The following is a 22881-nucleotide window of genomic DNA, read 5'->3' as shown; positions in this document are numbered from 1 at the left end:
TTTTATTTACGAATCAGCTCTTAATGTAGAGCTATTTGTTGGTGCGGTGAAACTTATAGCATATGCCGGAGAAATCTATTTAAGTTCTTTACTGTCGCCTGCGCGACTTTTGTCAACTGCTGCCAGCGCCAGGGTAGCGGTTTGGGAAGCAGGTTTAACCAGTCCTTCATTGACGGTATTTTTTCAGGTTCTAACGGCATGCCCTTGTATACTGCTTTTTGCACATTTTTTTTGATTTTTTTATTGTGTGTTTTAATTGGTGGTAAATCCGTCTCTTTGCGGCTGCGCCTGCGCTCGCGCTCTTCTGAACGTGTCGGATCCTCATTAGTAAGAGTGTAATATAAACAAGCTGCCAAACTATAAACATCAAATTTTGGGTCAAAGTCACCATCCCTTTGTTTATGATGAGTATAATGCGGAATAGAGATATGCAGGGACGTGATTAATTCGCGATATTTCACGTTGCCAAAATCAATGAGAACAGCTCTAGTTTTTTGTTTATTTTTAACTTTAGTTTTCACTATCATAATGTTCTTTGGGTGAACATCTCTATGTACCAAATTTTTACCATGTACATATTTTAATCCTAACCCAATTTGGTAAATGTAATCAAACGCAAGCTGATATTTTAATTTCCCTTTTTCTTCCAATAATTTAGACAAATTATTTCCATCAAGGAATTCTATGACTAAGTAATGTATCTCATTTTCTTCAAAATATTCATAGTACTTAACAATATTAGGATGACCTGGCGACTGCAATTTCTTTAATGTATCTTTTTCTCTTTTAAACCTTTCTAAATTATCTTTATATTTTTGTGGAGTTACTTCTTCCTTTTTTAAACTTTTAATGGCTACAATATCATTTAAAGAATTATCTCTATCATTTAAATAATTATCTCTTGCTTTGTAGACAACACCATAACCTCCTTCTCCTTCTTCTTTTGGTAACTTCTCCAAAATAGTGTATTTACCACTTTTTAAATTATCACCCTCTGATAAAGTCATCTTTCGATTTCCTTCTTGGTATTAGTTATTTGAACTTAATAGTTTTATAGTAATAATGTTCCGCCGTAAACTTTGTAGGGCAGTACTGCTTGTAATGAAAACTCTAGCTTTAATGAGCGCTCCTCAAAGACGCAAAAACGAACTTTTAGCCACCTACCAAAGTTCATACAGTGGAGTACTAGACTTTCTTTTTATTTCGTAGTTCTCTTGTTTCTAATGAAGCAATTAGAACATCTTTCAACTTTTCTAAGTCACGTTGTACTTTTTCAATTTTCAGAAATTTTTTGGTGGCTGTTTCTATATTCTTGATATTTTCTGGCTTTGTATTATCCATCGCATCATCCACATCATCATCGTTTGACAGAAGACTATTACCCTTTCTATTTATATAATCAAGTTGAAATCGGTAATATTGTTCCGGCAACAACAAATGATCCATTTGGTAATCAATTACTTCACTTTGACCACTCAAAACTATGTTTATTAAAGGTTTTACCCATTTAATTAACCCCCATTTATCTGTTTCTTTAGCAGAGAGTGGATCGGTCATTCTTCCCGTTCCCAGCGATACTACTAAAATTTCCGGTAAAGAAATTTTCGGTAAAGATATATCACTTTTTCTCTCAATATCATAAGATTTCATAGCCTCTACAATGGCTGTAGGAGTTGGGTTATTAGCAATAACTCCTCCATCAATTAATGTGTATTTTTTCTTACTATTCCTTAATTGCAAAGGGTGAGACTTAAAAAATGTTGGCGCTGCTGAAGTCGCCATTGCTGCATCATACATTTCACAGCCTGAGCAAATTTCAAGAAAGTAGTCAGAATTTAAATTCTCTTTGGCGCAGTTGCTCGTAAACAAGAATGGTACTCGTTTTTCGCCCTCATAGCTAATAATGAGGACTTCCGTCAGTGCTTTGTTTAAAAGTGTTTCTCCTAGACGATCTTTAAGGACTTTATCCTTTCCACTTCGTTTATATTTGCTTTCAAACAGTTCTAGGAACTTAATATGAAAGTGGAGTGATTTAAATAAAGATTCTAACAATTGGATTGGCAAGCTGTTGAACGGGAAATAAGAAATCTCTTTTCTCTCTTCAAAAATTTCTCCTCCCTTTTCCGTATATAACTTGACTAAATTTTCAGCGCTAAATTCTGCTTCAGTTCCACCTTGATTTGGTTTAGTAAGACCTAAAGCCAAGATTCCCCCTGTTGACGTTCCTGCAATTAAGTCAAATAGTTCATGTATTTTTCTACCTGTTATTTCCTCAATTTTTGCCAAAATAATGGCTGGAACAATACCCTTAATACCACCACCATCAATTGCTAACACTGCGAGTTTAAAAGACATGAAATTACTCCTCTAAATTACATCTAGGACAAGTAAAGTTACTCCTACAAAGCCATTGTGTAAGGAATCTAAGTTAATTCTTTGTTTCTCTTACAGTTGAGAAGTTTCATTGGTTTTCAATCACTGCCCAATTAGTTCTGTTAATACTGGACTCATCTTCAGCCCACGGATGATACAGGCTGCGTGAAATCATATTATTTATGTCGTATGTGATACTAGTGTGCATAATTAGTACAGATAGCAGACTCTTTAGAAACAGCATCTAATAGATTTACAAATGAACTAGATGTCATTCCAGGAAATTTTATCAATTTAAGCAGATTTTTGATAGCTTATACCAATTCAATATGAAAATGTTTCTTATGAGTTCGACGGTTAGAAAAAGGCAAAAAGCTCGCTATGTATGAATATGCACAGTTGGGTAGCAGCAGGCAATCGCTACGATCGATTTGAATAACGGATGCTTCTGCCACACTACCATTACAAACCACCCAAAGCACACCCGCTGTATCAAAGTTGTAGCAGGAGTAATATCATGATTGAGCTTGTCAGCCATAAACTATGTATCAATTGCAATCTCTGCGTTCAAGTTTGTCCTACTAATGTCTTTGATGCAGTTCCTGACGAACCACCCGTAATTGTCCGTAAGGAAGACTGTCAAACTTGTTTTATGTGTGAGGCATATTGTCCTGCGGATGCGCTTTATGTTGCCCCTGAATCTCACACTGAGATTGCTATCAATGAGGATGAGTTAATTGAAAGTGGCATCATGGGTGAATATCGTCAGATATTAGGTTGGGGATATGGCAGAAAAAACAATAGTGAATTAGATACTGCCCATAAACTACGCCAACTGCCGCGCCCTTATCAAAGTTAATTTCAACAGAGTTAAGAGGCGATCGCAATTTATCTTCAGCTTTGAAGAATGCGATCGCTCTTATTCTCGATCAAACACCAGGAGTAGTACCACCATCAACCAAAATTTCTGCCCCAGTTATTGAAGAAGCCAAGTCAGAAACTAAAAATAAAGCCAGTGATGCAATTTCTTCTGGTTTGACAATTCTGCCCAAAGGTATAGCTTTCAATGATTCTGCTTTAATTTCTTCTACACTCACGCCACGAGCTTGGGCATTTTGTTCTGCCAAACGTTCGGCGCGTTCAGTGCCAGTCAAACCAGGAGAGATAGCATTGATCCGAATATTGTATTGGGCTAACTCTTGAGAAATTCCTCGCGTAAAGTTTAATAAAGCGGCATTGGTTGTACCACCAGGGAGAAAGTTCGGACGAGGTGTGCGTCCTGCGCCACCAATAATGTTAACAATTCTCCCATCATGCCGACTTTTTTGATGTGGCACAACAGCTCTAACTAATCGGATGTAGCCTAACAGTTTCAGATTCCAAGCATCTAAAAAAACATCATCACCTAACTCTAAAAAAGAACCAGCACGCGCTGACCCAGCATTGTTAATTAAGATATCAATCTGACTAAATTCTGCCAGGGTTGTAGAAACAATTCGATCGATACTATCTGCTTGGGTGAGGTCGGCACTAACAGAAAGAATCTTAGCCCCAGGGGTGGGTAAAGATTGGATGTCGGCTACAGCTTTGTCTAGTTTTTCTTGATTGCGAGCTGCGATCGCTACATTTACACCCTCACTATAGAGGGCTTTGGCCGTAGCTAAACCAATACCTGCACTTCCACCTGTGACAATTGCTGTTTTACCCGATAGTTTTAGGTCTAAGCTCATGAGAATTTATTTGTTGGGTATTATCTATGGATAGATATGAAAATCACCGAATATCAATATAATTACTGAAACGATTTGTTTGTTAGTCACAATATTCGGATATTCTGATGTTACGCAGCAACGCAACTCTCAGAAACTATGAATATAACTTGGCAAGAAATGAGCGCAAGTCTGGGCAATAGTCACGTATCAATTAGATTACAGCAAATCTTAGCACAAGCACCACCACCACAAGTTATTGACCCAACTCAACCAGGACAAGCTTTTGAGTCTGGAGTAGACTATTTAGAACGACTAACGGCACAGATAGTTGCTTTTCTTCCTTCTGTGCTGGCAGCACTAGCTATTTTATTAGTTGGCTTGCTAATTGCAGCCATTGCTTCTGCGATCGTGCGGGGCATTCTTAACCGCACTGACATAGATAACCGCATTGCAGCTGGGCTAACAGGTCATACGGATAGCACAGAACTACCTCAAGTTGAGAACGTAATCTCTAGCATAGTCTTTTGGGTTATTGTTTTACTAACCATAGTTGCCGTTTTACAGGCACTAAATTTACAGGCAGTATCTCAACCTCTCAATACTTTCCTCAATCAACTGATTGGGTTTATACCTAGATTAATCGGTGCGGCAATTATTCTGGCGATCGCCTGGGTAGTAGCAACAATTGTCAAGCTAATCGCAACACGGTCACTGCGTGTCTTGAGGCTAGATGAGCAGTTAAATCAACAAACTAACGTTGATACACCTCCTAACCAAAATCAATTGTCTCTAAGCGATACGATTGGTAATGCCCTTTATTGGTTCATCTTTTTACTTTTTCTGTTGCCGATTCTCAATACCCTAGAGTTAAATCAAGCACTACTACCCGTACAGACTTTAATTACCCAAATTATTTCGATTCTGCCAAATATTCTGGCAGCAGTGCTGATTGCTTTCACTGGCTGGTTACTTGCTACTGTAGTACGTCGGATTGTCACCAACTTGCTAGCCTCAGCAGGAATTGACCGCCTCGGTACGAGATTTGGTTTGCAGCAAAGGACAACAGGACAATCGCTTTCGGCAATTATTGGCACTATTGTATACGTATTGATTTTAATTCCGGTAGCGATCGCCGCGCTCAATGCTTTACGAATTGACGCGATTTCTGTTCCAGCTGTTGCCATGCTGCAACAAATCCTCAACGCCCTCCCTGCTATTTTCACAGCAGTATTTGTATTAATTGCAGCTTACTTCTTAGGGCGATTTGTCGGGGATCTCGTTACCAATATTCTCTCTAGTCTGGGCTTCGACAACATTTTTTCTATTCTCGGTTTACCACAAACAAGGGTAAGACGAACTACACCTCCTCCTGTTGACGTACCACGGGATTACTCCACACCTCCAGATGCAGTTGCAGCAGCAACTACAAGCCGTACCCCATCAGAAATAGTTGGGATTGTAGTACTAGTGGGTATCATGTTATTTGCTACTGTTGCGGCAGTTGATATCCTCAATATTCCAGCGCTAACTAGTTTGGTAAGCGGTATTGTAGTGATTTTTGGTCGGATATTGGCAGGATTAGCAGTATTCGCCGTGGGACTATTCTTAGCAAATCTGGCTTATAACATCATTACCAGTTCTGGCGATCGCCAAGCACAAATATTAGGACAAATTGCACGGATAGCAATTATTGCTTTAGTCTCAGCAATGGCACTACAACAGATTGGTGTTGCTAGCAACATTGTTAATTTAGCATTTGGATTGTTGTTAGGTGCGATCGCAGTAGCAACTGCCCTGGCCTTTGGTTTAGGCGCACGCGAAATCGCAGGAGAACAGGTGCGAGAATTGCTTGCATCTTTCAAAAGCAAACGCAACCAACCTCCTCGCTCATAGCAGATTTTAGTTTACATCCATTGGTGTATTTGCCTTCCTCACACACTTTCTGTCATTTTTGACAAATGAATATCACAGCTTGCATCATGTTGTTGTGAATCCAGCAGCCCAGAGCAACACGCTTTCGATAATCTTAAAGAAACCTTGAATCAGCGCATACACCAAGGCATCGGGTAGGGAAGTGTCTACTGCTATTATCATACCGTCTAAAGACATGTTCCCTACGCCCCGCACATGACCTAGACCGTTGAACGGAAACTGAGCGTGGCGATCGCTTCCTGGAAATGACTGCGTCAAGGGCTTGTGTGATGGGACTTTATGCGAACGATGATAAGAAGCACAATCCCAAAGAAAAGTAATCTTTATTTGAGAGATTGGTCTAATAAATATAGCCGTAGTCACAGAGGTTAAAACAGTGTTGATTGCTCAAAGTCTTGAATTATTTTAATTATTTATTTTTTACAGAACTATGAAATAGGGGAATGTTCCTTGGTCGTCTCTTGCGGAATACTCCTTGCTCATCTACTATAATATCTTTTACTGTCCGAATCTTCTCATCAGTTGATTCAATATACACTTCTTTGACTTTTGCATCGTTACTTTGAATAGTATTACAGCAGTCTGTATCAACTTCACTTATTTTTTGCAGTGGCATAATTGTATTCTAAATTTTTGTTGTTTATATCAGATAACTTACGAAAAACAGTTGAATTCAATCTTCTGTCTGAAGAAGGAATTCAATTAGATTGATGTTCATCAAAAGGTAACTTTTCCAGAAGCGCTGAAAAACGGCGTTGTTGTATGAATAAGGAGAAATGACTAGGGGCGTATGTTCGTAGTCTCCTAAAGCCACAGACTGCGATCGCAATTCTTTGAGCCAAGCCAGAAGCAGTTTTTACCCTGACACGTCCACTCGCTCTGGCAAGGTATCGCTATAGTCACATAGGTTAGGACAGTATTGATTGCTCAAAGCCTTGAAGTAACTGGCTTTCTACTCAGCAACGCCAGTTGCTTCAACGGAGGGAACCTCCCTTCGGGTTCGCAGTTCCTTCAAGTCGGCGAAGCCGCCCAACGGACTGCTCACCGCAACGCACTGACTCCACCCTGCGGGAAGCCGCAGAAGCGTCTACAGCACTCAGCACTTTGCTATATCGCTTGGCAGTTAATGATTACAAACTCAAAAGGGCGATCGCCCCTCATCGCAAATAAACTTCAAAATGGTAGCATCAAGATGAAAATGCTAGAGCTTTATGCCTTAAGCTTCCCCTGTTAAGTCGTGGGGAGCTTTTTATGGCTGCATTGTAGAAAGGTGCAAATAAACCAAGGTATATAAAAGGGAGTAGGGAGTAGGGATTGGGGAGTAGGGAAACTAAGCCGCCCCCTTCGGGGCGGGGTTTCAACCTATCTTGTGCAATACAAGGATTTTTCGCGCCACTTGCGGGCGAGGCTTTAACCTTTTTCGGGGCTAATTTCTTCCCCTACTCCCTACTCCCTACTCCCCACTCCCGCCCCGAAGGGGAGGTAAAGGAATGGCACTAAGAAAAGCTGTAAAATGTGCAGGATAAGGATTACAGCTTTTCATGTAAAAGAGCGCGCTAATGGCATGAGTAACCGCGATCGCCGATAGAGAGATGATGTAGGTTCTTTCCACAAAATCAACACCCTAGCTTGACACCCACTCATAACCAAGCAACTATACAAATGACTGTGTAATCTTCCATAAGGCACGATCGTAGTAATTAGAATCAGTACCAACAATTTTAGGACTTTCAAAGCCGCTTGATGCTAGCCAACCACCCTCATCTCCTCGATTTCCTTTGATTGGTTCTCCATCAGAAAACAAATACCGTTTTGTCTGTTGATTTTCAATCAGAAAACTATCACCACTTGGTATAATCTTCCATAAGGCACGATCATAGTAATTAGCATCAGTACCAACGATTTTCGGACTTTCAAAGCCGCTTGATGCTAGCCAACCACCCTCATCTCCTCGGTTTCCTTTGATTGGTTCTCCATCAGAAAACAGATACCGTTTTGTCTGTTGATTTTCAATCAGAAAACTATCACCACTTGGTATAATCTTCCATAAAGCACGGTTGTAGTAATTAGCATCAGTACCAACGATTTTCGGACTTTCAAAACCACTTGATGCTAGCCAACCACCCTCATCTCCTCGATTTCCTTTGATTGGTTCTCCATCGGAAAACAGATACCGTTTTGTCTGTTGATTTTCAATCAGAACAGGTTTGTTTAGTAGGTCATTAATATTCGCATCTGTAGCTTGAATTGTATCTTCGACAACTTTTTCAACTGTTTTTGGAGCAGGGCCTTGTTGCGGCTCAGTAATTACTACTGGGCTGATATTATGTTTCAGTTTGAGTTTTAGGTCATCTGTAATGGGCAAATCTTGAATTTCTTTGAGCAGCAATCTTACAGATTCGCTTTTACTACGTTCTGAATAGATGAGCTTGAGAATATTTTCAATTCCAAAACCCGCTATATATTCTCCGACAATACCTACAAGACCGAGCAATCCTAAACCGCCTAACAAGCCTAATGGCCCTCCCAATGATGAGAGTAGAGTAACAACAGCGACGACACTACCCCCTGATGTAGCAGTTGCAATCACAAAAAGTATACCAGGAAGACCGAAACCAGCAATTTTCTTGACGAGTTCATCCATTTTACTTACCTATCGATCCTCAATTTTTAGTGAAAATAAGCCCATCACAAACGTTTATGTATTTATTATTTTGGCCATACTGTTTTAATTTCTAAACAAAAATAAACTATAACTTTAAAATACCAATAGACATTAAATTCTTATCCATTTCAGCATATGAATATCTTTATCATAACGGTAAGTAAAGCCGTCCCTAGTATTAATTTATTCGCCCTTGCCTTACTTCTAATAGTTTTAATGGAATACTATGTCATATCAATAAATTCCTTTTTTAAAGATTTAAATAATAAAATTAGTACGCCATAAAAATATTTTCACCATTAGAGTAAAAATGCAAGGACAGTTAAGACAATTAAGCAAATTATTCAACTAATTTTTCAGCAGCCCTAAAATGACTCTTCTTGATTACCTGTTATTTACTCTTTCACTGGAAACCGCTGTATCATCATTGAAGAAGGCAGAAGGCAGAAGCTAGGAGGGAAGAGGGTTTGAGCCTATTTAGTTTTTCTTAACATAGTTTTGTTTTTCCACACCGTTCTACTTAGTGCCATTCGTATGTAAAGTAAGATAATCTAGGTACTCAAGCAAATCGTGTAGTGGCTTGAGATAGTTTTTTAAGAAATAAAATGCCAAAATGAGAAGCTAGATAACTACTCTGCTAGGATTTATGAGATATTTACGTCATTTATTGCTGAGTATATCTAGTTGTCTGGTGTTACTGAAGACGGCTTCAATTCCGTGTTTTGCCGCCGAACAAATTATTTTTCGCTACGGAGTCTTTGAAGAGTCGCTACCTGTTGCCGATTTACGCAAGTATGCACAAAGACAAGAAGTTTCTTCAAATTTGCAATATGTTCTCAATTTTTTCAGTTTGGCAGAACAAAAAGAGTTTCATCAGGCGCTACAAGTAAAAATGTCTCTTGAGCTTGCAGCTTTGGATAAGCTATTAAATACAGAACTGGCGAAAGAAAATTTATCACTTGTTTCCCAAAGTATTGCCCGTCGCGATACAGCGGGGGTACAAGCACTAAATGCTGCTGTGATTCTCGGAGCTAATTCTCAAGAAGGTTTGGGAATTGTTAGCTTTATAGAAGCTTATCCCAGTTCTAGACTGATTATTAATATTCCAGCAGTTCTAAAAGTCGTAAATAAGTTAAATCTCTTTCCAAGTGAAATTCCACCTAAAGATAACTTAAGTTCTACATCTACATGGCAAATGGAAGTCCAATATCAAGAATTTGCGACTAAAGGAAAGGAATTTTCTGCTTGCTTATTTGGCGATTCTGTAACTGCTGAACTAGGGAAGACTATGGGAAAAGGGACTTTTAATTTTGCTTTGAATGGTTTAAGTGGGATTTCACTTGTTGAGCAGTTGAAATTACTAATTCCGAATAAGATTAAATGTAATAAAGCTGTAATAGCTATTGGTGCGAATGATGCTTGGTATGGATTAAGCGATACTTTATTTGCAAACAAACTCCAAGAATCAATTTCCTTAGTGCAAAAGTTAGGTAGCAGTCAAATATTTCTAATTCCAGCTTTTTACTCAACAGTAGTAGCTAGTAAAGACCCAAATATTTCTGCAACCAATGCTAGAGTTAAACAAATTAATCAAGTCATCCATCAAGTTGCAGTGAAGAATCAGATAGCATTTGAAATACAACAAGTTGAATCGTTAAATCAGAACGATGCTTTGAAAGATAATTTCAGTTCCGAAGATGGTGCTCATTTGAATAACCAGGGAATAAATATTTATCGGCAGGTTTTATTAAACATTCTAAATAAATAGATTATCTCAAGGACAGTTATGGTTGAAGTAAGAGCATCAGATGAAAATTTAATCTTAGTTGCGGGTGCTACTGGGGGAGTGGGACAGATCGTAGTCGGAAAGTTGTTGGAGAAAAATTTAAAAGTTCGCATATTAACACGCAATGCGGTAAACGCTGAGAAAATGTTTGATAATTGCGTAGAAATTGCTGTAGGTGACACAAGCGAACCGATTACACTGCCAGCTGCAATGCAGGATGTCACACACATTATATGTTGTACGGGGACTACTGCCTTTCCCTCTGCTAGGTGGGGATTTACTCCAAATCCTAACTTAATAGAATGGGCAATGATTTTTCTTGACCCCACATACAGAGATGCAAAAGCAAAGAATACTCCAGCCAAGGTTGATGCACAAGGCATCAGCAACTTAGTATTAGCAGCACCTCGTAATCTCAAGCGCTTTGTTTTTGTGTCTTCCTCTGGCGTTCTCCGCAAAGATAAATTTCCCTTCAGTATTCTCAATGCGTTTGGTGTACTTGATGCAAAACAAAAAGGTGAAGAAGCGATCGTCAGTTCGGGATTGCCTTACACCATTATCCGCCCAGGACGTTTAATTGATGGCCCGTATACTTCATACGACCTCAACACCCTCTTAAAAGCAAAAACAGGAGGCAAGCTTAATGTTGTAGTGGGTAAAGGTGATACCCTTATCGGTGATGCCAGTCGAATTGACGTAGCAGCAGCTTGTGTGGAATCTATTTTTCACCCATCAACTCAAAGGCAAGTTTTTGAACTGATAAACAAGGGAACTAGACCACCAGTTATTGACTGGGAAATGCTTTTTTCTCAGCGTCAATAAGCATAATTTAATGCAATTAATCTGAGGATTGTTAAGAATGGGATTTTTTTGTTGACAAGATGCGATCGCTCTAACTTTAATAGCGATCGCATCCACATTTTTAAGATTTTTTAGTACCAAACCAGCGATCGTACAGCGATTGATAAGTGCCATTCTCTTTGAGTTTCAGCAAGGCACTATTGATAGGTTTACGGTAGGGGCTATTATTAGGCAAAACAATGCCGTAGTTTTCTTCGCGGAAGATACTGCCCACAACCTCTACTTTGCCTTGACCTTGATTAGCAGCATAAAATAGAAGCACAGGAGCGTCAAATACAACAGCGTCAGCTTTTTTTGTTTCCAAAGCATCGTAAGCCTGCTCAATTTTGGCGACTTCTAAGACTGAAATTTTATGTTCTTTTAGGTATGTTGCAGCTGTGCTGCCAGCTGTTGTTGCCACGAGCTTACCAGGTAAATCGTCTACACTTTTGATATCTGCTTGTAGCTGTTGCACAGTTAGCGAGGTGGTAGCTGCTGCTGTAAAGTAGGCAACAAAAACAACTCCGATAAACATCCAAATAATAGCTAACACCCTACCGATTACTCCTTTGGGCATCTCATCAGCTTGGGTAGCTAAGGTAGCAGCTGCCCACCAACAGGCTTTAAAAATCCCAGGAAAGTAGGATTTAGAAATCATGCCTTCTTTGTGATGGCGCTCAGATAACCAAATGATGTGAGCGGCTATAACAATCAGCAGCATTGCCAGACCTATGACTTGCAAGAGTGCAACAGAGAAAAATAGTTGCAATATATTAGGTGGCTCGGTACTGTTTGTTTTTGGGTCGCGTACCAAAATTTGTAACCCTCCAGCAAACATGGGTAAGGAAAAATCAAATTCCTGCTGGCGTTCGGCAGTAATTGAGATGGCTGCAATACCTACGTTGGCTTTCCCATCCTTAACAGCAGAAAGCAAATTAGCTACATTTGGATACTCCACAAATTTAGAATCTACACCGATATAGCTGGCGATGCTGCGCCAAAGATCGATACTGAATCCAGATAGTTCGCCATTGTCTGCAAATACAAAGGGTGGAATGGCTCTGGTTGCTACTAGTAATGATTGTTTAGCGTCAGGTTTTTGGGACTGTACTGGATGGACTACCAGCAATAACACTAGGAGTCCGCATACCAGTCCCAACCAGATATGCGGTTTTGGGAAACACTTCATCTTCCCAGTAGCAAGAAATTGGTGCAGTTTCCTGGCGAACGCATAGATCATAAGTATTTTCTGGGGGTTATATGCAATATCTATCATTCCCAACCGATGACAAATATTACATAAGCTTCTTTATAGGCTGCAAAAAAAGGTTAACTTTTTTTCAGGCGAATCTATTTATAATGATTCCAGCATTTACCAATTACCCCCCATGATTTATGAAAATAGTTCAACTAATTGAACCTGAAGTAAAAGACTTGGGTGGGTTTGTTGCCCGCCGCAGTTTGCCATATCCTAATCGCCAAATGGTCGGGCCGTTTATTTTTTTCGACCATCTTGGGCCGTCTGTTTTGCCAGTCAACAAAGGCATTGATGTACGACCGCATCCTCATATCAATCTTGCAACGCTAACTTATTTATTTGATGGTGCTTTAATGCATCGCGATAGTTTAGGTACTGTACAGGAGATTCAACCGGGTGCAGTAAACTGGATGACGGCGGGAAAGGGAATTGTACACTCAGAGCGATCGCCCAACTTTGACCGTCACAGGGAAGCCACCATTCATGGGATTCAAACCTGGATTGCTTTGCCGATTGAACATGAAGAAACCGATCCTTGGTTTATTCATTATCCTGCTCAAACCCTTCCTACCTGGGAAGAGAACGGCGTTGTCATCAAACTCATTGCTGGAGAAGCATATGGTTATACTTCACCTGTTAAAGTTTTTTCACCCATCCTCTATTTAGATGGGGTATTATCTGCCAATGCTCGCTTCACTATTCCCGCGGGTTATTCAGAGATAGCAGTATACAGTGTCACAGAGGGATTGAGCATTAATGATGAACCGCTAGAGGCACATCGCCTCGCCATCCTAGAGCCATATCATGAAATTGAGGTTTCTGCTGCTACCGCTGCTCGGTGTATTGTGATTGGCGGCGAGCCATTGGGTAAGCGCTACAAATGGTGGAATTTTGTCTCTAGCCGACCAGAGCGAATAGAGCAAGCAAAAGCCGATTGGCGCGACAGCCGCTTTGTTACTGTGCCAGATGAAACAGAGTTCATTCCACTGCCAGAAGTGGTTACAGAGGCTAATCCCTTATAGTAGTTAAGCTAATCTGCCTTGAAGTTGCACAATCCTTTGCTTTAGTAAAGACGCGGAGACGCGGAGAAGGGGAGACGTGGGGATGCAATTTGAATGATTATCGAAACAATCGGGTCTAAAACCTCGCCTTAAAAGGCGAAAAGTTTTTGGAACGGGGTATAAATCCTCGTTACAAAAACGACCTCCTGCCTCCTGCCCCCTGCCTTCGTTAATAGCTTATTGTCGCAGTAGCAATCAGAACGCCACCCTCGCCATTGCTACTGTCATAGATTCAAGATTTCAAATAGTGAATTGGCATAAGATTATTTAATTATCAAAAAAGCCCCAGCAATGATTGTGCAGATGAAAGCAAATGCAATAGCGTGTTCCACTTTTTTACTAATAATATTAATTGCAACTGCTATTCCAAATATGACAACAAATACTAATATCTTTAGCAGGTTTTCTGCTTGCCAATCAATTAATGGTTCGTCAAGAGAGTTTGCCATTGCTTGTATTAATAAATGTTGAATTTGTATATTCATCTCTACTTAATTCATCCAATTTATTTGCTGATTCTATAAAATAATTAGCTTTATCTTTCCCTATAAGTCTTCTATCGTCAGACATATTGGAATTAAATCTATTGTCGTATTTGCAAAGAATTTTCAATGCTTTCAATCGCCAATTCATCCGGCATTTATGTAACGCCCTGTTGTTAGGCTGTGTAAGCTGTATATAAAAATGTAGGAGCCAGAAATAGAGAATAGTCCAGCACTGGTTGTTAAGCGATCGCCTCTTCGCCTCTGCTTCTGCCCTTTGCACAACGCCCTTCAAAGCATACCATCAGGAATGCAGGATATCATGTTGACGACTTCACATCAGATGATGGTGCAATTTGGAATTGCTGAATATGAATAAAGTCATACCGAAATTATGACTTTATTACCATGTATCTGATGATTTAGTATTTTAAACTGAGAACAACAGAGCAAAATAAATTAATCATGATACGAGCAGAAGTTACTGTAATCATCAAGATTAAGTAAGCATAGATGTTCGTTATGAATTAATAAATGCTCTAAAAACTCAAGCAAATAAATTGATAAAGGTTTGAACATGAAACGTATTCTATTAGGTACATTACTTGCTTTGCCATTTGCAATTTCTGCTTTACCATCACAGGCATCAGCAGCAGAGGTCATTGTTAGACCTAATGTTCATAAAGTTGCTATTGTGCATAAACCTGTTGTTAAACGAATTCAACGGAAGCTAATTCCTGCACATTGGGAAACAGTACGACGCGGTAACAAGTGGGTTAAAGTCCGAGTTCCTGCTCGTTATGTAAATGTAAGAGTTTAATATTTCTACTTGAATTTAGACTAACAACTAAAATAGGTTGTTAGTCTAAATCTAGTATGAAGACTTTTAAAACTTTTCTTATAATTACTTATCAACTAAAGGCATCAGTTAAAGTCATAAGTTAACAATCCAGTAACATCTGTTTTAAAAGCAAACAAATCACCAGAGTAAAAACTTTTTTCGATTTCTTTTTGACTAAGACCAACCGAGGCAGTGGTGATATAAAGTATATCTAAATTCTCGCCTCCAAAGGTGCAGCTGGTGACAAGTGGTACTGATAGGTGTAACCGAAAAATCTCTTTACCTTCTGGGCTAAAACGAATCACGCACCATCCATTCCACATTGCTGACCAGATATATCCCTGACTATCTATAGTCAAGCCATCGGGGAAGAAAGACTCACCCATTAAATCCACAAAAATGCGGCGGTTGCTAATATTACCTGTGGTTCCATCAAAGTCGTAAGCATATATTTTTTGTTGTGGAGAATCTGTCAAGTAAAATGTTTTGCGATCGGGACTCCACCCTAAACCATTGGCAACAGTCAGTTCTGTTTCCATTGTATGTAATGAGCCATCAGAGTCATAGCGATAGAGGCTAGCTTCAGCTTTTCCTGAAGAAGACATAGAGCCAAACCAAAAACGACCTTGAGGATCGCATTTACCATCATTACAACGGTTATCTGGCAAATCAGTTTCAAGCTCAACAATTGGCGTGACTATACCTGTTTGAGTATCGAGAAATGCTAAATGATGGCGTTGCGCCATAATCAATTGATTTTTTCCTGCAAGAGCGATCGCTCCTACTACATCTCCTACATCAAAAAACACATTTTTTCCACTAGCAGGATGAAACTGATGCACTCGGTAATTATAGATATCAACCCAGTAAAGTAATTGTTCGTTAATATTCCAGATTGGGCCTTCACCTAGGCGGGCGCGTGCGTTTGAAACGTTGTAGAGTTTATCTTGCACAATTTGACACATATTACATCTGGAAAAAATGTATATGAAGTGGCAGCCAAAAAAATCAGTATTTTCTTTGGCTGAAAGTCAAAAAACAAACATTTACCAAATTATCAATCAAAGTTAAAAATGATTTCTGATGCTTTCCCTGCTTGCTATTTGTAGCTAACAGTATTATGTACTTTGCCGTTGGAAAACAACAAATCCGTTTGCCGGAACTATGGGATTAATATATCCATTAGCTGCAAATATATCAAATCCAAAGTTGCCTACACTATTTCCTCCGTAGAGTGAAGCATCACTATTAAAAATCTCGCGCCACTGACCATCTTCGATTCGGGAATTGTTAATAGTGTAACCAAAGGAAAAGGACTGATTATTCAAACTAGCTACAACTAAAAATTCTTCATTTATATCCCAACGTCTGAAAGCAATAACTCGGTTGGCATTGTGCACAGAGAGAATATCAATCAAGTGCGATCGCAGTCCGGAATGGTTGCGTCGCATCTGAATCAGGTCTTGGTAAAATTGGAATAATCTTTGACCATGAGTTTGGCGATCGCTTAACAAATCCTCTCGATTATCCATAAAATCGCTGAATCTGTAGGGTTTTTGTGCGCCAATTTCCTCACCCATCAAAAACATTGGTGTACCAGCCGACAAAATAGACATACCAAACGCAAAGCGGCAACGCGCTTCCGCATAACGTCGAGTGTCTCCAATCAAGGGTGCTGCGTTGGCTGCTGCTACAATCGTGCGCCGCGATTCAATTCTATGGTTTCCTTCCTTAAAATAAGAGTTGCCTGCTTCGTCATGGGATTCATGATAGACCACCTTTTTATGACCAGACCATCCTAAAGCCCCAGCAAATTTATCCATTGCTAGAGGTTCATTCGTACCATATCCAGCAGTAGGAATTAATTTGGCATATTCGGTTCCTTGTCTAGCATCACCAATTAAATGGTGATAGAAATTGGCATACCAAGCTGCATCAAAGCCCAAACCACCAACATCAGGTGATTCAGTAACTTTATCCCAATCAGAATGGTCTTCTGCGATTAGCAGGGCATTTGGTCGGATCTGCTTTATTGTCCTTGTCCATTCTCTGAGGAATTTAGCACCAAAAATATTGGCATTACTAATAGGTCTACCATCAGCGTGCAGCTGGTTATACGAGTGCATTGAAGTTGTTTGATCGACCCGAAAGCCGTCTACATGAAACTCTTCCATTAAAGTGACTGCACTACTAACGAACATTTTCCGCACCATCTCTTCATGAAATCTAGGTGCGTAACCAGTAGACCAATTATCAAGATAGCCGCCTTCTGGGAAATGTCTGCCGTCTGGGTAGAAATAATCACCAGAGTTGCCCTCATACCAGTAATAGATATTATGTTCGGGAATATCCGAGTCGTATGCCCATTCAGCCCGTTCTCCATCAGGATTGAAGTGGTTGTACACCACATCTAAAATCACGGCAATTCCATGACGATGGCATTCCCTGATGAAATGTTTCAGTTGGTCTCTACCACCCGCACTATATTCCAAAGCAAAGTAATGGGATGTTTCATAGCCCCAATTTACTTTGTCTCGAAATTCTGCCATTGGTAAGAGTTCGACAGCGTTAATTCCTAAGTCTACTAAATAGGGTAGTAAAGCGATCGCATCCTCAAAGTTTCCTGGTCTATTGCGACCATAGCCTAAAGACCCTACATGAAGTTCATAAATCACTAAATCTTCAACACGCTGGGGTATAGGGCGTTCCAATGAAAACTCATCACTCCAAAACTCCTGTTCTGGGATAAATTCTTGTTCTGGCCAGACTGGTTCTTGAAAATGTTTAGTTACTGTCTCTGGATTGACGACTACAGAACAGCTTTTAGTACCATCTAAATCTTGATATTTTCCTGAAAAAGGTCTTGCGTATTTATCTTGATATCGACTAGAGAAAGGTTTACCATCAGGATTGGTATTGCCTTTACCAATTTGACAACGGGAGTACAAATCAGTGCGATAAACTACCCGTCCTCCTTCGTTGGTAATTCTAAACATATAAGGAACATGGTCAAAGTGGGATAAATCAGCCAATTCTGGTGATATTGTCACATCTGTTTGCCAAATCCCTTCTTCTGTTCTCAACATGGGAAATGGCCCCAGGTGGGGATTCATGCCAAACTCAGGATCGTCTCGAAAAACATCGTCTGCAATATACCCACTACTGCTGTTACCAAACACAACTTCTACATTACGGGCATTTGGCGACCAGACAGCAAACCGCAGCGCAGGCTGAGATTCACTAGGAAGATAATATGGTTGCGCGCCTAGTCTGCGGCTATGAACTAGATAATATCTCTGTTGTTGAGATTGACCGTTATCAGGAGATTGTAACGTAAAACTACGATAGCGATCGCAATTCGAACGATCGCTAATCTCTGTAGGGATTCCCCACAACTTATTTCCGGCTGGACTATCTAGCATTACACCCCAGTGAAATAACCAACCAAGTTGGAAATCATCAAGTTCAACCGTAGTTTGGAAACCAGGACAGCCATCTTCAGCAATGATTTGCTGCATTTGGTGCGATCGCCATTGTTGAGAATAGCGACCGTTTTCATCCCAACTTCCAATTAAATGGAGATTGTGAAAAATTGCTCTTTTAATACCTGTAAAATAGGTAAACTGAACGGTAATCTGAGCCATATTGATATCCCTTTAGGAGCATTCAAAACTACAACATTTAAACAGTCATAGCCGCATGGAGGCTGCGCTGTTTATTCTCAATTTCTCTTATCAAGGTTTCCATAAATTTATTTACCAGGTCAGGATGTCTACCTGTAACTAAATTTTCATCAATTACAATATCAGCAGCTAAATCATTTTCGTAAATAATCTCAGCCCCAGCATTTTCCACATCAATCAGAATATTATGAGCGCAAGTTACTCGCCGATTTTCCAAAACATCAGCAGCACAAAGTAACCATAAACCATGACAAATCACTCCTATTTTGACATGAGGTTCTTGTATGGCTTTACGAATAAATACAACTGCTGGGGCTTGATTTGGTTGACCCTTTCTCACCTTTGTCTCATATCTCAGCCGATCCATTGCATAAGCGCCAATACAAATTATTGCCTTGTAATCGGTTGGATTAATGTCATTAACTTCTGTGGTGACAGTTACGTGTTCTTTAATTACACCATCCTCAGAATTGCTGTGAAAATTTATGTTTGGATTACCCCATAAATGAGAAATATATTCTACTTGATAACCCTGTTGAGGAAAGTATTCATTGAAAGACCGAAATTCCAATGGGTCAAAATGCTCTTCAATAAGTACACCAATTTTGCCTTTACCTTCAGTAGTCATATTATCCCCCCATTAATTGTTTATTTAGCTGTAGTCATCAATTTCAAAAGTTCATTAGGTGCAAAAACATCACGATAGAAAGTTAGTTGTTCGCCCTTAAGATAACACCCACCCCGATGACCTCGACGCAACCAAGCAACACTACCTTTAGCAATTGTTTCGTTAGTTGCATTATCAAGGCAATTCCATTCAAACCAGACAAATTCACCATGAAACATGACAATTGGCCAGCACATAGTTACGCCAGGTTGAGCGATTAAAGCCCACCAATGTTGCTCGCGTTCTTTTTGTTCTTCTAAACCGTAATACGGGCCATCCTGGCAAAAATAAACTAAATCTTGGCGGTATTCTCCTGTTAAAATATCTCCTCTACCTTGTCTCAAAGCTTCACAATGAGTAGGCCACCATGCTTTATTTTCTTGTTCAATCTGCTCTAATGGATAATCTGGAGTAATTGCTGGAAAATTGTCTTCTTTTAAGGAAATAAATTTTTCAGCTTCAAAGATGAGCTTTTCTGCTAATTCTGGAGAAACTAGCCCTGGTTTTGAATAATTAGCAGCTAAATCCTGATAATAGTTAATACGTCTTTTCATAACTACATACTTATCGATTAGTTAATCTAAGATTTTTTTACCAACAGATATAACTAAATTTCCTCCAGTAAACTCTAAATTATTACTGGGCACAATGTAAAAGTATTCTTGCGCTACATTAATACCAGAAATTGTCATTGCTTTCGTGATTAAGAAAATAGCTTTAGACTGAGTAGTAGTCGAAATAGTAGGATAAATTCCAGGCTCTTTCATTGTGTAAATTCCATCAAAGGGAGATTGGGTTATCTTTCTATCTGGAAAAGCACTTCCTGGAAAATTGAGAATATCTATACCAGAATATTTGCCTTGACCATCAAAGGTAATAGTACCTATGCCAGCAGCAGGTATTTGACAACCTTGTGTAATACCATTGAATGCAAAAGTACCTTTAAAGCTTGCAAGTGTAAACTCTCCTTCTTCAGGCAACCTAGTAATTACGAATGTAATTAGACTACCTGTAGTTTTTGTTAAATCTTTTTGTATGAAAAAAACCTCTCTTGCTACTTTATTTATTTCTATTGTGTTAACTACAAAGATGAAACTTGTTTCACTAATTGAACCATCATCGAGAGTAAATTTTGCTGTAGCACTGCCAGATCCATTATTATCAACTGCGTATTTTCCCTCAAACAAAGATTTACATAAACTTCTTTCTCCAAATGAAAGTCCAGGCAAATTAAAAATCATAAAACCAACAACTTTTTCTTTACCATCAAAATTTAGTATTCCAACACCAGCTTCTGGAACTTGCCCACTATGCCCAGTGATAGCAACTGAATAATTACCATTAAGAGTAGCATTGGTGAACTCATTAGATAAGTACATAAACATCTTCCATATTGAGGTTTTAAATATGATATTTTTTCAAATATTTTTATTTAAAATATGAGAAATATCTATAAATGCCTGTAAATGTCGAACTTTATAATCACGAAATCTAATAATAGTGGCATTAGGTAGCTGAATCACATTACCCTCTTTAGGCTTAAAAATAACATTTGATTCGACTATTACTGTATCCTCTATTTCCCAAATATTCTTAATTTCATGACTTGTATGTTCAATTTTATCTTTCAAGCGCAACCCAAATTCTAAGATTTTCTTTGAACCAATTAGTGGCTCAATATTTCCTATTCTGTAAACTATATCGTCTGTAAAATAACTAATGTCATACTCATTAGTTAAATCGTAATTTGCCAAAAGATATTTAACTAGTTCAGTCTTATTTGGAAAATTAGCTTTATTATTTTGTTGGAAAATATTATTTTCAGGTTTAATCATAAATCCCCATCTTTTAAATTGATTCAACTGGTATTAGAAAGAGCTAGAAACAAATTTAAATGTTTTTGACAATAAATAATCCTCATGAAAAAGTAGGAGAAGGGTCTCCAAAAGCTTGCAGTGAGCTAATTTTGTCACCCCTAAATTGAATAATATTAAGAGTGGGCAGCTTAAACACCTTGTCGTCTTTACGATTGTATATAACTACTACTTGACAGATAACCGTATTTTCTAATTGCCAAATGTTTTTGACTTCATGAGCTAAACTTTTAAACTTTTGAATGATAGGTACAGAAAACTCTCTAATCCCTTGATATCCATATACAGGTTTAGCATTACCAGCTTGATAAAAAGCATCTTCAGTGAAGAAAGAAATATAAGCATTGAGATCAAAATTCTCAATTTTGACATCAGTCAAGGCAAACAAATTATTAACTCTATCTATTAAGTTAATCTTTGATACTTTGTCTGTAAGTGATTTTTGCTCGGTTTCTGGTGTGATATAAACTGGAAAAATATTCATATAAATCAACATTTCCTGGATTTTGTCCCCAGTAAATCGAATAATATCACTGCATGGCAAAGTAAATACTTTACCGTCATGACGAATATAAGTAACTTCTATTTCGCAGATCAATAATTCATTTTTTAGTTCCCAAATATTTTTAATATGATGGTGCAATCCTTCTACTTTCTTTAAAAAATCTATAGAAGAATCTCGAATACCTTCTGGCCCATATACTATGGGTAAGTTGCTGAACTGGTATATAGCATCATCAGTAAAGAATTGTACAAATTTATCCAAATTCATCGATTCTCCAGCTAAAAATAGCTTTTTTAAAATGTCTACTTTTTTACCAGAAAATTTTGACCATTTTTTTATTTCTGTAATTTCTGTCATAAAATAAAATTAATTATTTTTTATTGATAGCTGCTAATAAGGGCTGATGGCCAATTAAAAGTTGTGCTGTAGTCTTGGTTATATTCCTTTTGACCTTTAATAAAAAGGTCTTTAATTTTGCGAGTTACTTGGTTAAATTCTAGTTGCTCTCCGTTTGGGCCTTTAGCGTAAAACAATGACCAACCATAGAAGTCTCCAAAATCTGAATCTGAGTAGCCTTCTATAAAGTAGTCTGGGTCATACCAAAATTTATTAGCAGTGTACTTAAAAGCAGTTTGTCTTCTTGCTTCTTCAGAATCTACATGAATAATTCTGTTACAAACTAAATCAATTTCCCTTTTTCTACATTCTGCTTCTAAGGATTTGGCAAACTTATTTAAATCAACATCATCCTTGACATGAAACGAAAGATACATAATAGGAACATAAGCAACACATGTTTTTTCCGATGAATGACATTTTGTTTGCTGATTAATCCAATTGCGGGCATTAGGTGTTAGCTTTGCATCTCGAAAATGTAATAGTTCTACAGCTATATTTCCAAAAGAAATAAATCTGATATCTAGTACTTGTTTGTTACCATCTCTAATGTCAGGGATTTCAATTAATGGTGAATTTTGTTCTAGGTTTAATGCCTCAATTTCCTCTTTTTGAAATAGAGTGTGATGTAGAATTTTACCACTGTATGCATCACCACTGACTACTAATTTACCACCTAATACCTCTGTGTAAAATTCCAGAGATTTAGCCATGTTATGTACAGTTATACCAACATGTTGTACTCCTTGTAGGTAGTTTCCAAAATTAGATTTAATATTATTTTTGTTGTTCATAAAAAAAGTAAC

The 22881-nt window shown here is 38.5% G+C and carries 23 protein-coding genes; 7 read left to right on the top strand and 16 right to left on the bottom strand.

Annotated elements, in window-relative coordinates:
• Nucleotides 1-53 precede the first annotated feature (53 nt).
• Together I8752_RS04970 and I8752_RS04965 are read right to left on the bottom strand one after the other, a co-directional pair.
• Nucleotides 54-1007, bottom strand: a complete 954-nt coding sequence (locus I8752_RS04970; RefSeq protein ID WP_214431220.1) for a serine/threonine-protein kinase — start codon at nucleotides 1005-1007, stop codon at nucleotides 54-56.
• A 178-nt stretch (nucleotides 1008-1185) separates the two neighbouring features.
• Nucleotides 1186-2355: a patatin-like phospholipase family protein gene (locus I8752_RS04965; RefSeq protein WP_214431219.1), complete on the bottom strand. Its 1170-nt coding sequence runs from the start codon at nucleotides 2353-2355 to the stop codon at nucleotides 1186-1188.
• Between the two features lie 535 nt (nucleotides 2356-2890).
• Here I8752_RS04965 and I8752_RS04960 point away from each other — a divergent pair.
• Nucleotides 2891-3232 carry a 4Fe-4S dicluster domain-containing protein gene (locus tag I8752_RS04960; RefSeq protein ID WP_214431218.1) on the top strand — a complete coding sequence of 114 codons (342 nt, stop codon included), beginning with the start codon at nucleotides 2891-2893 and terminating at the stop codon, nucleotides 3230-3232.
• Nucleotides 3233-3302: 70 nt separating this feature from the next.
• On the opposite strand, the gene I8752_RS04955 is transcribed toward I8752_RS04960, so the two are convergent.
• Complete coding sequence (locus tag I8752_RS04955; RefSeq protein ID WP_214431217.1) at nucleotides 3303-4103, bottom strand: SDR family oxidoreductase; 801 nt, start codon at nucleotides 4101-4103, stop codon at nucleotides 3303-3305.
• 138 nt (nucleotides 4104-4241) lie between these two features.
• On the opposite strand from I8752_RS04955, the gene I8752_RS04950 reads away from it, so the two are divergent.
• The gene (locus I8752_RS04950) at nucleotides 4242-5978 is read left to right on the top strand and encodes a mechanosensitive ion channel (protein ID WP_214431216.1); all 1737 of its coding nucleotides are present in this window, start codon (nucleotides 4242-4244) and stop codon (nucleotides 5976-5978) included.
• Between the two features lie 84 nt (nucleotides 5979-6062).
• Here the strand turns inward: I8752_RS04950 and I8752_RS04945 are convergent, their stop codons facing one another.
• Together I8752_RS04945 and I8752_RS04940 are read right to left on the bottom strand one after the other, a co-directional pair.
• Nucleotides 6063-6380, bottom strand: coding sequence for a hypothetical protein (locus tag I8752_RS04945; RefSeq protein WP_214431215.1), 318 nt, complete (start codon nucleotides 6378-6380; stop codon nucleotides 6063-6065).
• Nucleotides 6381-6426: 46 nt separating this feature from the next.
• Nucleotides 6427-6633, bottom strand: a complete 207-nt coding sequence (locus I8752_RS04940; protein ID WP_214431214.1) for a hypothetical protein — start codon at nucleotides 6631-6633, stop codon at nucleotides 6427-6429.
• A 353-nt stretch (nucleotides 6634-6986) separates the two neighbouring features.
• Between I8752_RS04940 and I8752_RS04935 the strand changes: the two genes are divergently transcribed.
• A complete protein-coding gene (locus I8752_RS04935; RefSeq protein ID WP_214431213.1) occupies nucleotides 6987-7187 on the top strand; it encodes a hypothetical protein in 201 nt (66 codons plus the stop codon).
• Between the two features lie 484 nt (nucleotides 7188-7671).
• Here the strand turns inward: I8752_RS04935 and I8752_RS37180 are convergent, their stop codons facing one another.
• Nucleotides 7672-8661, bottom strand: coding sequence for a hypothetical protein (locus I8752_RS37180; RefSeq protein WP_225895445.1), 990 nt, complete (start codon nucleotides 8659-8661; stop codon nucleotides 7672-7674).
• Nucleotides 8662-9328: 667 nt separating this feature from the next.
• On the opposite strand from I8752_RS37180, the gene I8752_RS04920 reads away from it, so the two are divergent.
• Nucleotides 9329-10450 carry an alpha/beta hydrolase gene (locus tag I8752_RS04920; RefSeq protein WP_214431212.1) on the top strand — a complete coding sequence of 374 codons (1122 nt, stop codon included), beginning with the start codon at nucleotides 9329-9331 and terminating at the stop codon, nucleotides 10448-10450.
• An 18-nt stretch (nucleotides 10451-10468) separates the two neighbouring features.
• Nucleotides 10469-11290 (top strand): SDR family oxidoreductase, encoded by an 822-nt coding sequence (locus I8752_RS04915; protein ID WP_214431211.1) that lies wholly within the window; start codon nucleotides 10469-10471, stop codon nucleotides 11288-11290.
• A 100-nt stretch (nucleotides 11291-11390) separates the two neighbouring features.
• Here I8752_RS04915 and I8752_RS04910 read toward each other — a convergent pair whose 3' ends face one another.
• Complete coding sequence (locus tag I8752_RS04910) at nucleotides 11391-12548, bottom strand: transporter substrate-binding domain-containing protein (protein ID WP_214431210.1); 1158 nt, start codon at nucleotides 12546-12548, stop codon at nucleotides 11391-11393.
• A gap of 155 nt (nucleotides 12549-12703) precedes the next feature.
• Between I8752_RS04910 and I8752_RS04905 the strand changes: the two genes are divergently transcribed.
• On the top strand, nucleotides 12704-13588 hold the full coding sequence (locus I8752_RS04905; protein ID WP_214431209.1) for a pirin family protein: 885 nt from the start codon (nucleotides 12704-12706) through the stop codon (nucleotides 13586-13588).
• Nucleotides 13589-13890: 302 nt separating this feature from the next.
• Here the strand turns inward: I8752_RS04905 and I8752_RS04900 are convergent, their stop codons facing one another.
• The gene (locus I8752_RS04900) at nucleotides 13891-14076 is read right to left on the bottom strand and encodes a hypothetical protein (RefSeq protein ID WP_214431208.1); all 186 of its coding nucleotides are present in this window, start codon (nucleotides 14074-14076) and stop codon (nucleotides 13891-13893) included.
• A gap of 610 nt (nucleotides 14077-14686) precedes the next feature.
• Here I8752_RS04900 and I8752_RS04895 point away from each other — a divergent pair.
• Nucleotides 14687-14929: a hypothetical protein gene (locus tag I8752_RS04895; RefSeq protein ID WP_214431207.1), complete on the top strand. Its 243-nt coding sequence runs from the start codon at nucleotides 14687-14689 to the stop codon at nucleotides 14927-14929.
• A 104-nt stretch (nucleotides 14930-15033) separates the two neighbouring features.
• Here the strand turns inward: I8752_RS04895 and I8752_RS04890 are convergent, their stop codons facing one another.
• The 8 genes from I8752_RS04890 to I8752_RS04855 all read right to left on the bottom strand — a co-directional run bounded on the left by I8752_RS04890 (nucleotide 15034) and on the right by I8752_RS04855 (nucleotide 22869).
• Nucleotides 15034-15915 (bottom strand): SMP-30/gluconolactonase/LRE family protein, encoded by an 882-nt coding sequence (locus tag I8752_RS04890; protein WP_214431206.1) that lies wholly within the window; start codon nucleotides 15913-15915, stop codon nucleotides 15034-15036.
• 153 nt (nucleotides 15916-16068) lie between these two features.
• A complete protein-coding gene (locus I8752_RS04885) occupies nucleotides 16069-18594 on the bottom strand; it encodes an alpha-amylase family glycosyl hydrolase (protein WP_214431205.1) in 2526 nt (841 codons plus the stop codon).
• A gap of 37 nt (nucleotides 18595-18631) precedes the next feature.
• On the bottom strand, nucleotides 18632-19261 hold the full coding sequence (locus I8752_RS04880; RefSeq protein WP_214431204.1) for a DJ-1/PfpI family protein: 630 nt from the start codon (nucleotides 19259-19261) through the stop codon (nucleotides 18632-18634).
• A 20-nt stretch (nucleotides 19262-19281) separates the two neighbouring features.
• Nucleotides 19282-19854, bottom strand: coding sequence for a hypothetical protein (locus I8752_RS04875; RefSeq protein WP_214431203.1), 573 nt, complete (start codon nucleotides 19852-19854; stop codon nucleotides 19282-19284).
• 21 nt (nucleotides 19855-19875) lie between these two features.
• The gene (locus I8752_RS04870) at nucleotides 19876-20679 is read right to left on the bottom strand and encodes a hypothetical protein (RefSeq protein WP_214431202.1); all 804 of its coding nucleotides are present in this window, start codon (nucleotides 20677-20679) and stop codon (nucleotides 19876-19878) included.
• Nucleotides 20680-20718: 39 nt separating this feature from the next.
• A complete protein-coding gene (locus I8752_RS04865) occupies nucleotides 20719-21135 on the bottom strand; it encodes a nuclear transport factor 2 family protein (RefSeq protein ID WP_214431201.1) in 417 nt (138 codons plus the stop codon).
• An 82-nt stretch (nucleotides 21136-21217) separates the two neighbouring features.
• Complete coding sequence (locus I8752_RS04860; RefSeq protein ID WP_214431200.1) at nucleotides 21218-22036, bottom strand: nuclear transport factor 2 family protein; 819 nt, start codon at nucleotides 22034-22036, stop codon at nucleotides 21218-21220.
• A 20-nt stretch (nucleotides 22037-22056) separates the two neighbouring features.
• Nucleotides 22057-22869, bottom strand: a complete 813-nt coding sequence (locus I8752_RS04855; RefSeq protein WP_214431199.1) for a VOC family protein — start codon at nucleotides 22867-22869, stop codon at nucleotides 22057-22059.
• Nucleotides 22870-22881: the final 12 nt, after the last annotated feature.

Origin of the sequence: Dendronalium phyllosphericum CENA369 (assembly GCF_016056275.1) — a bacterium.
GTDB lineage: Bacteria > Cyanobacteriota > Cyanobacteriia > Cyanobacteriales > Nostocaceae > Dendronalium > Dendronalium phyllosphericum.
This window is presented reverse-complemented; position numbering and strand designations above follow the sequence as displayed.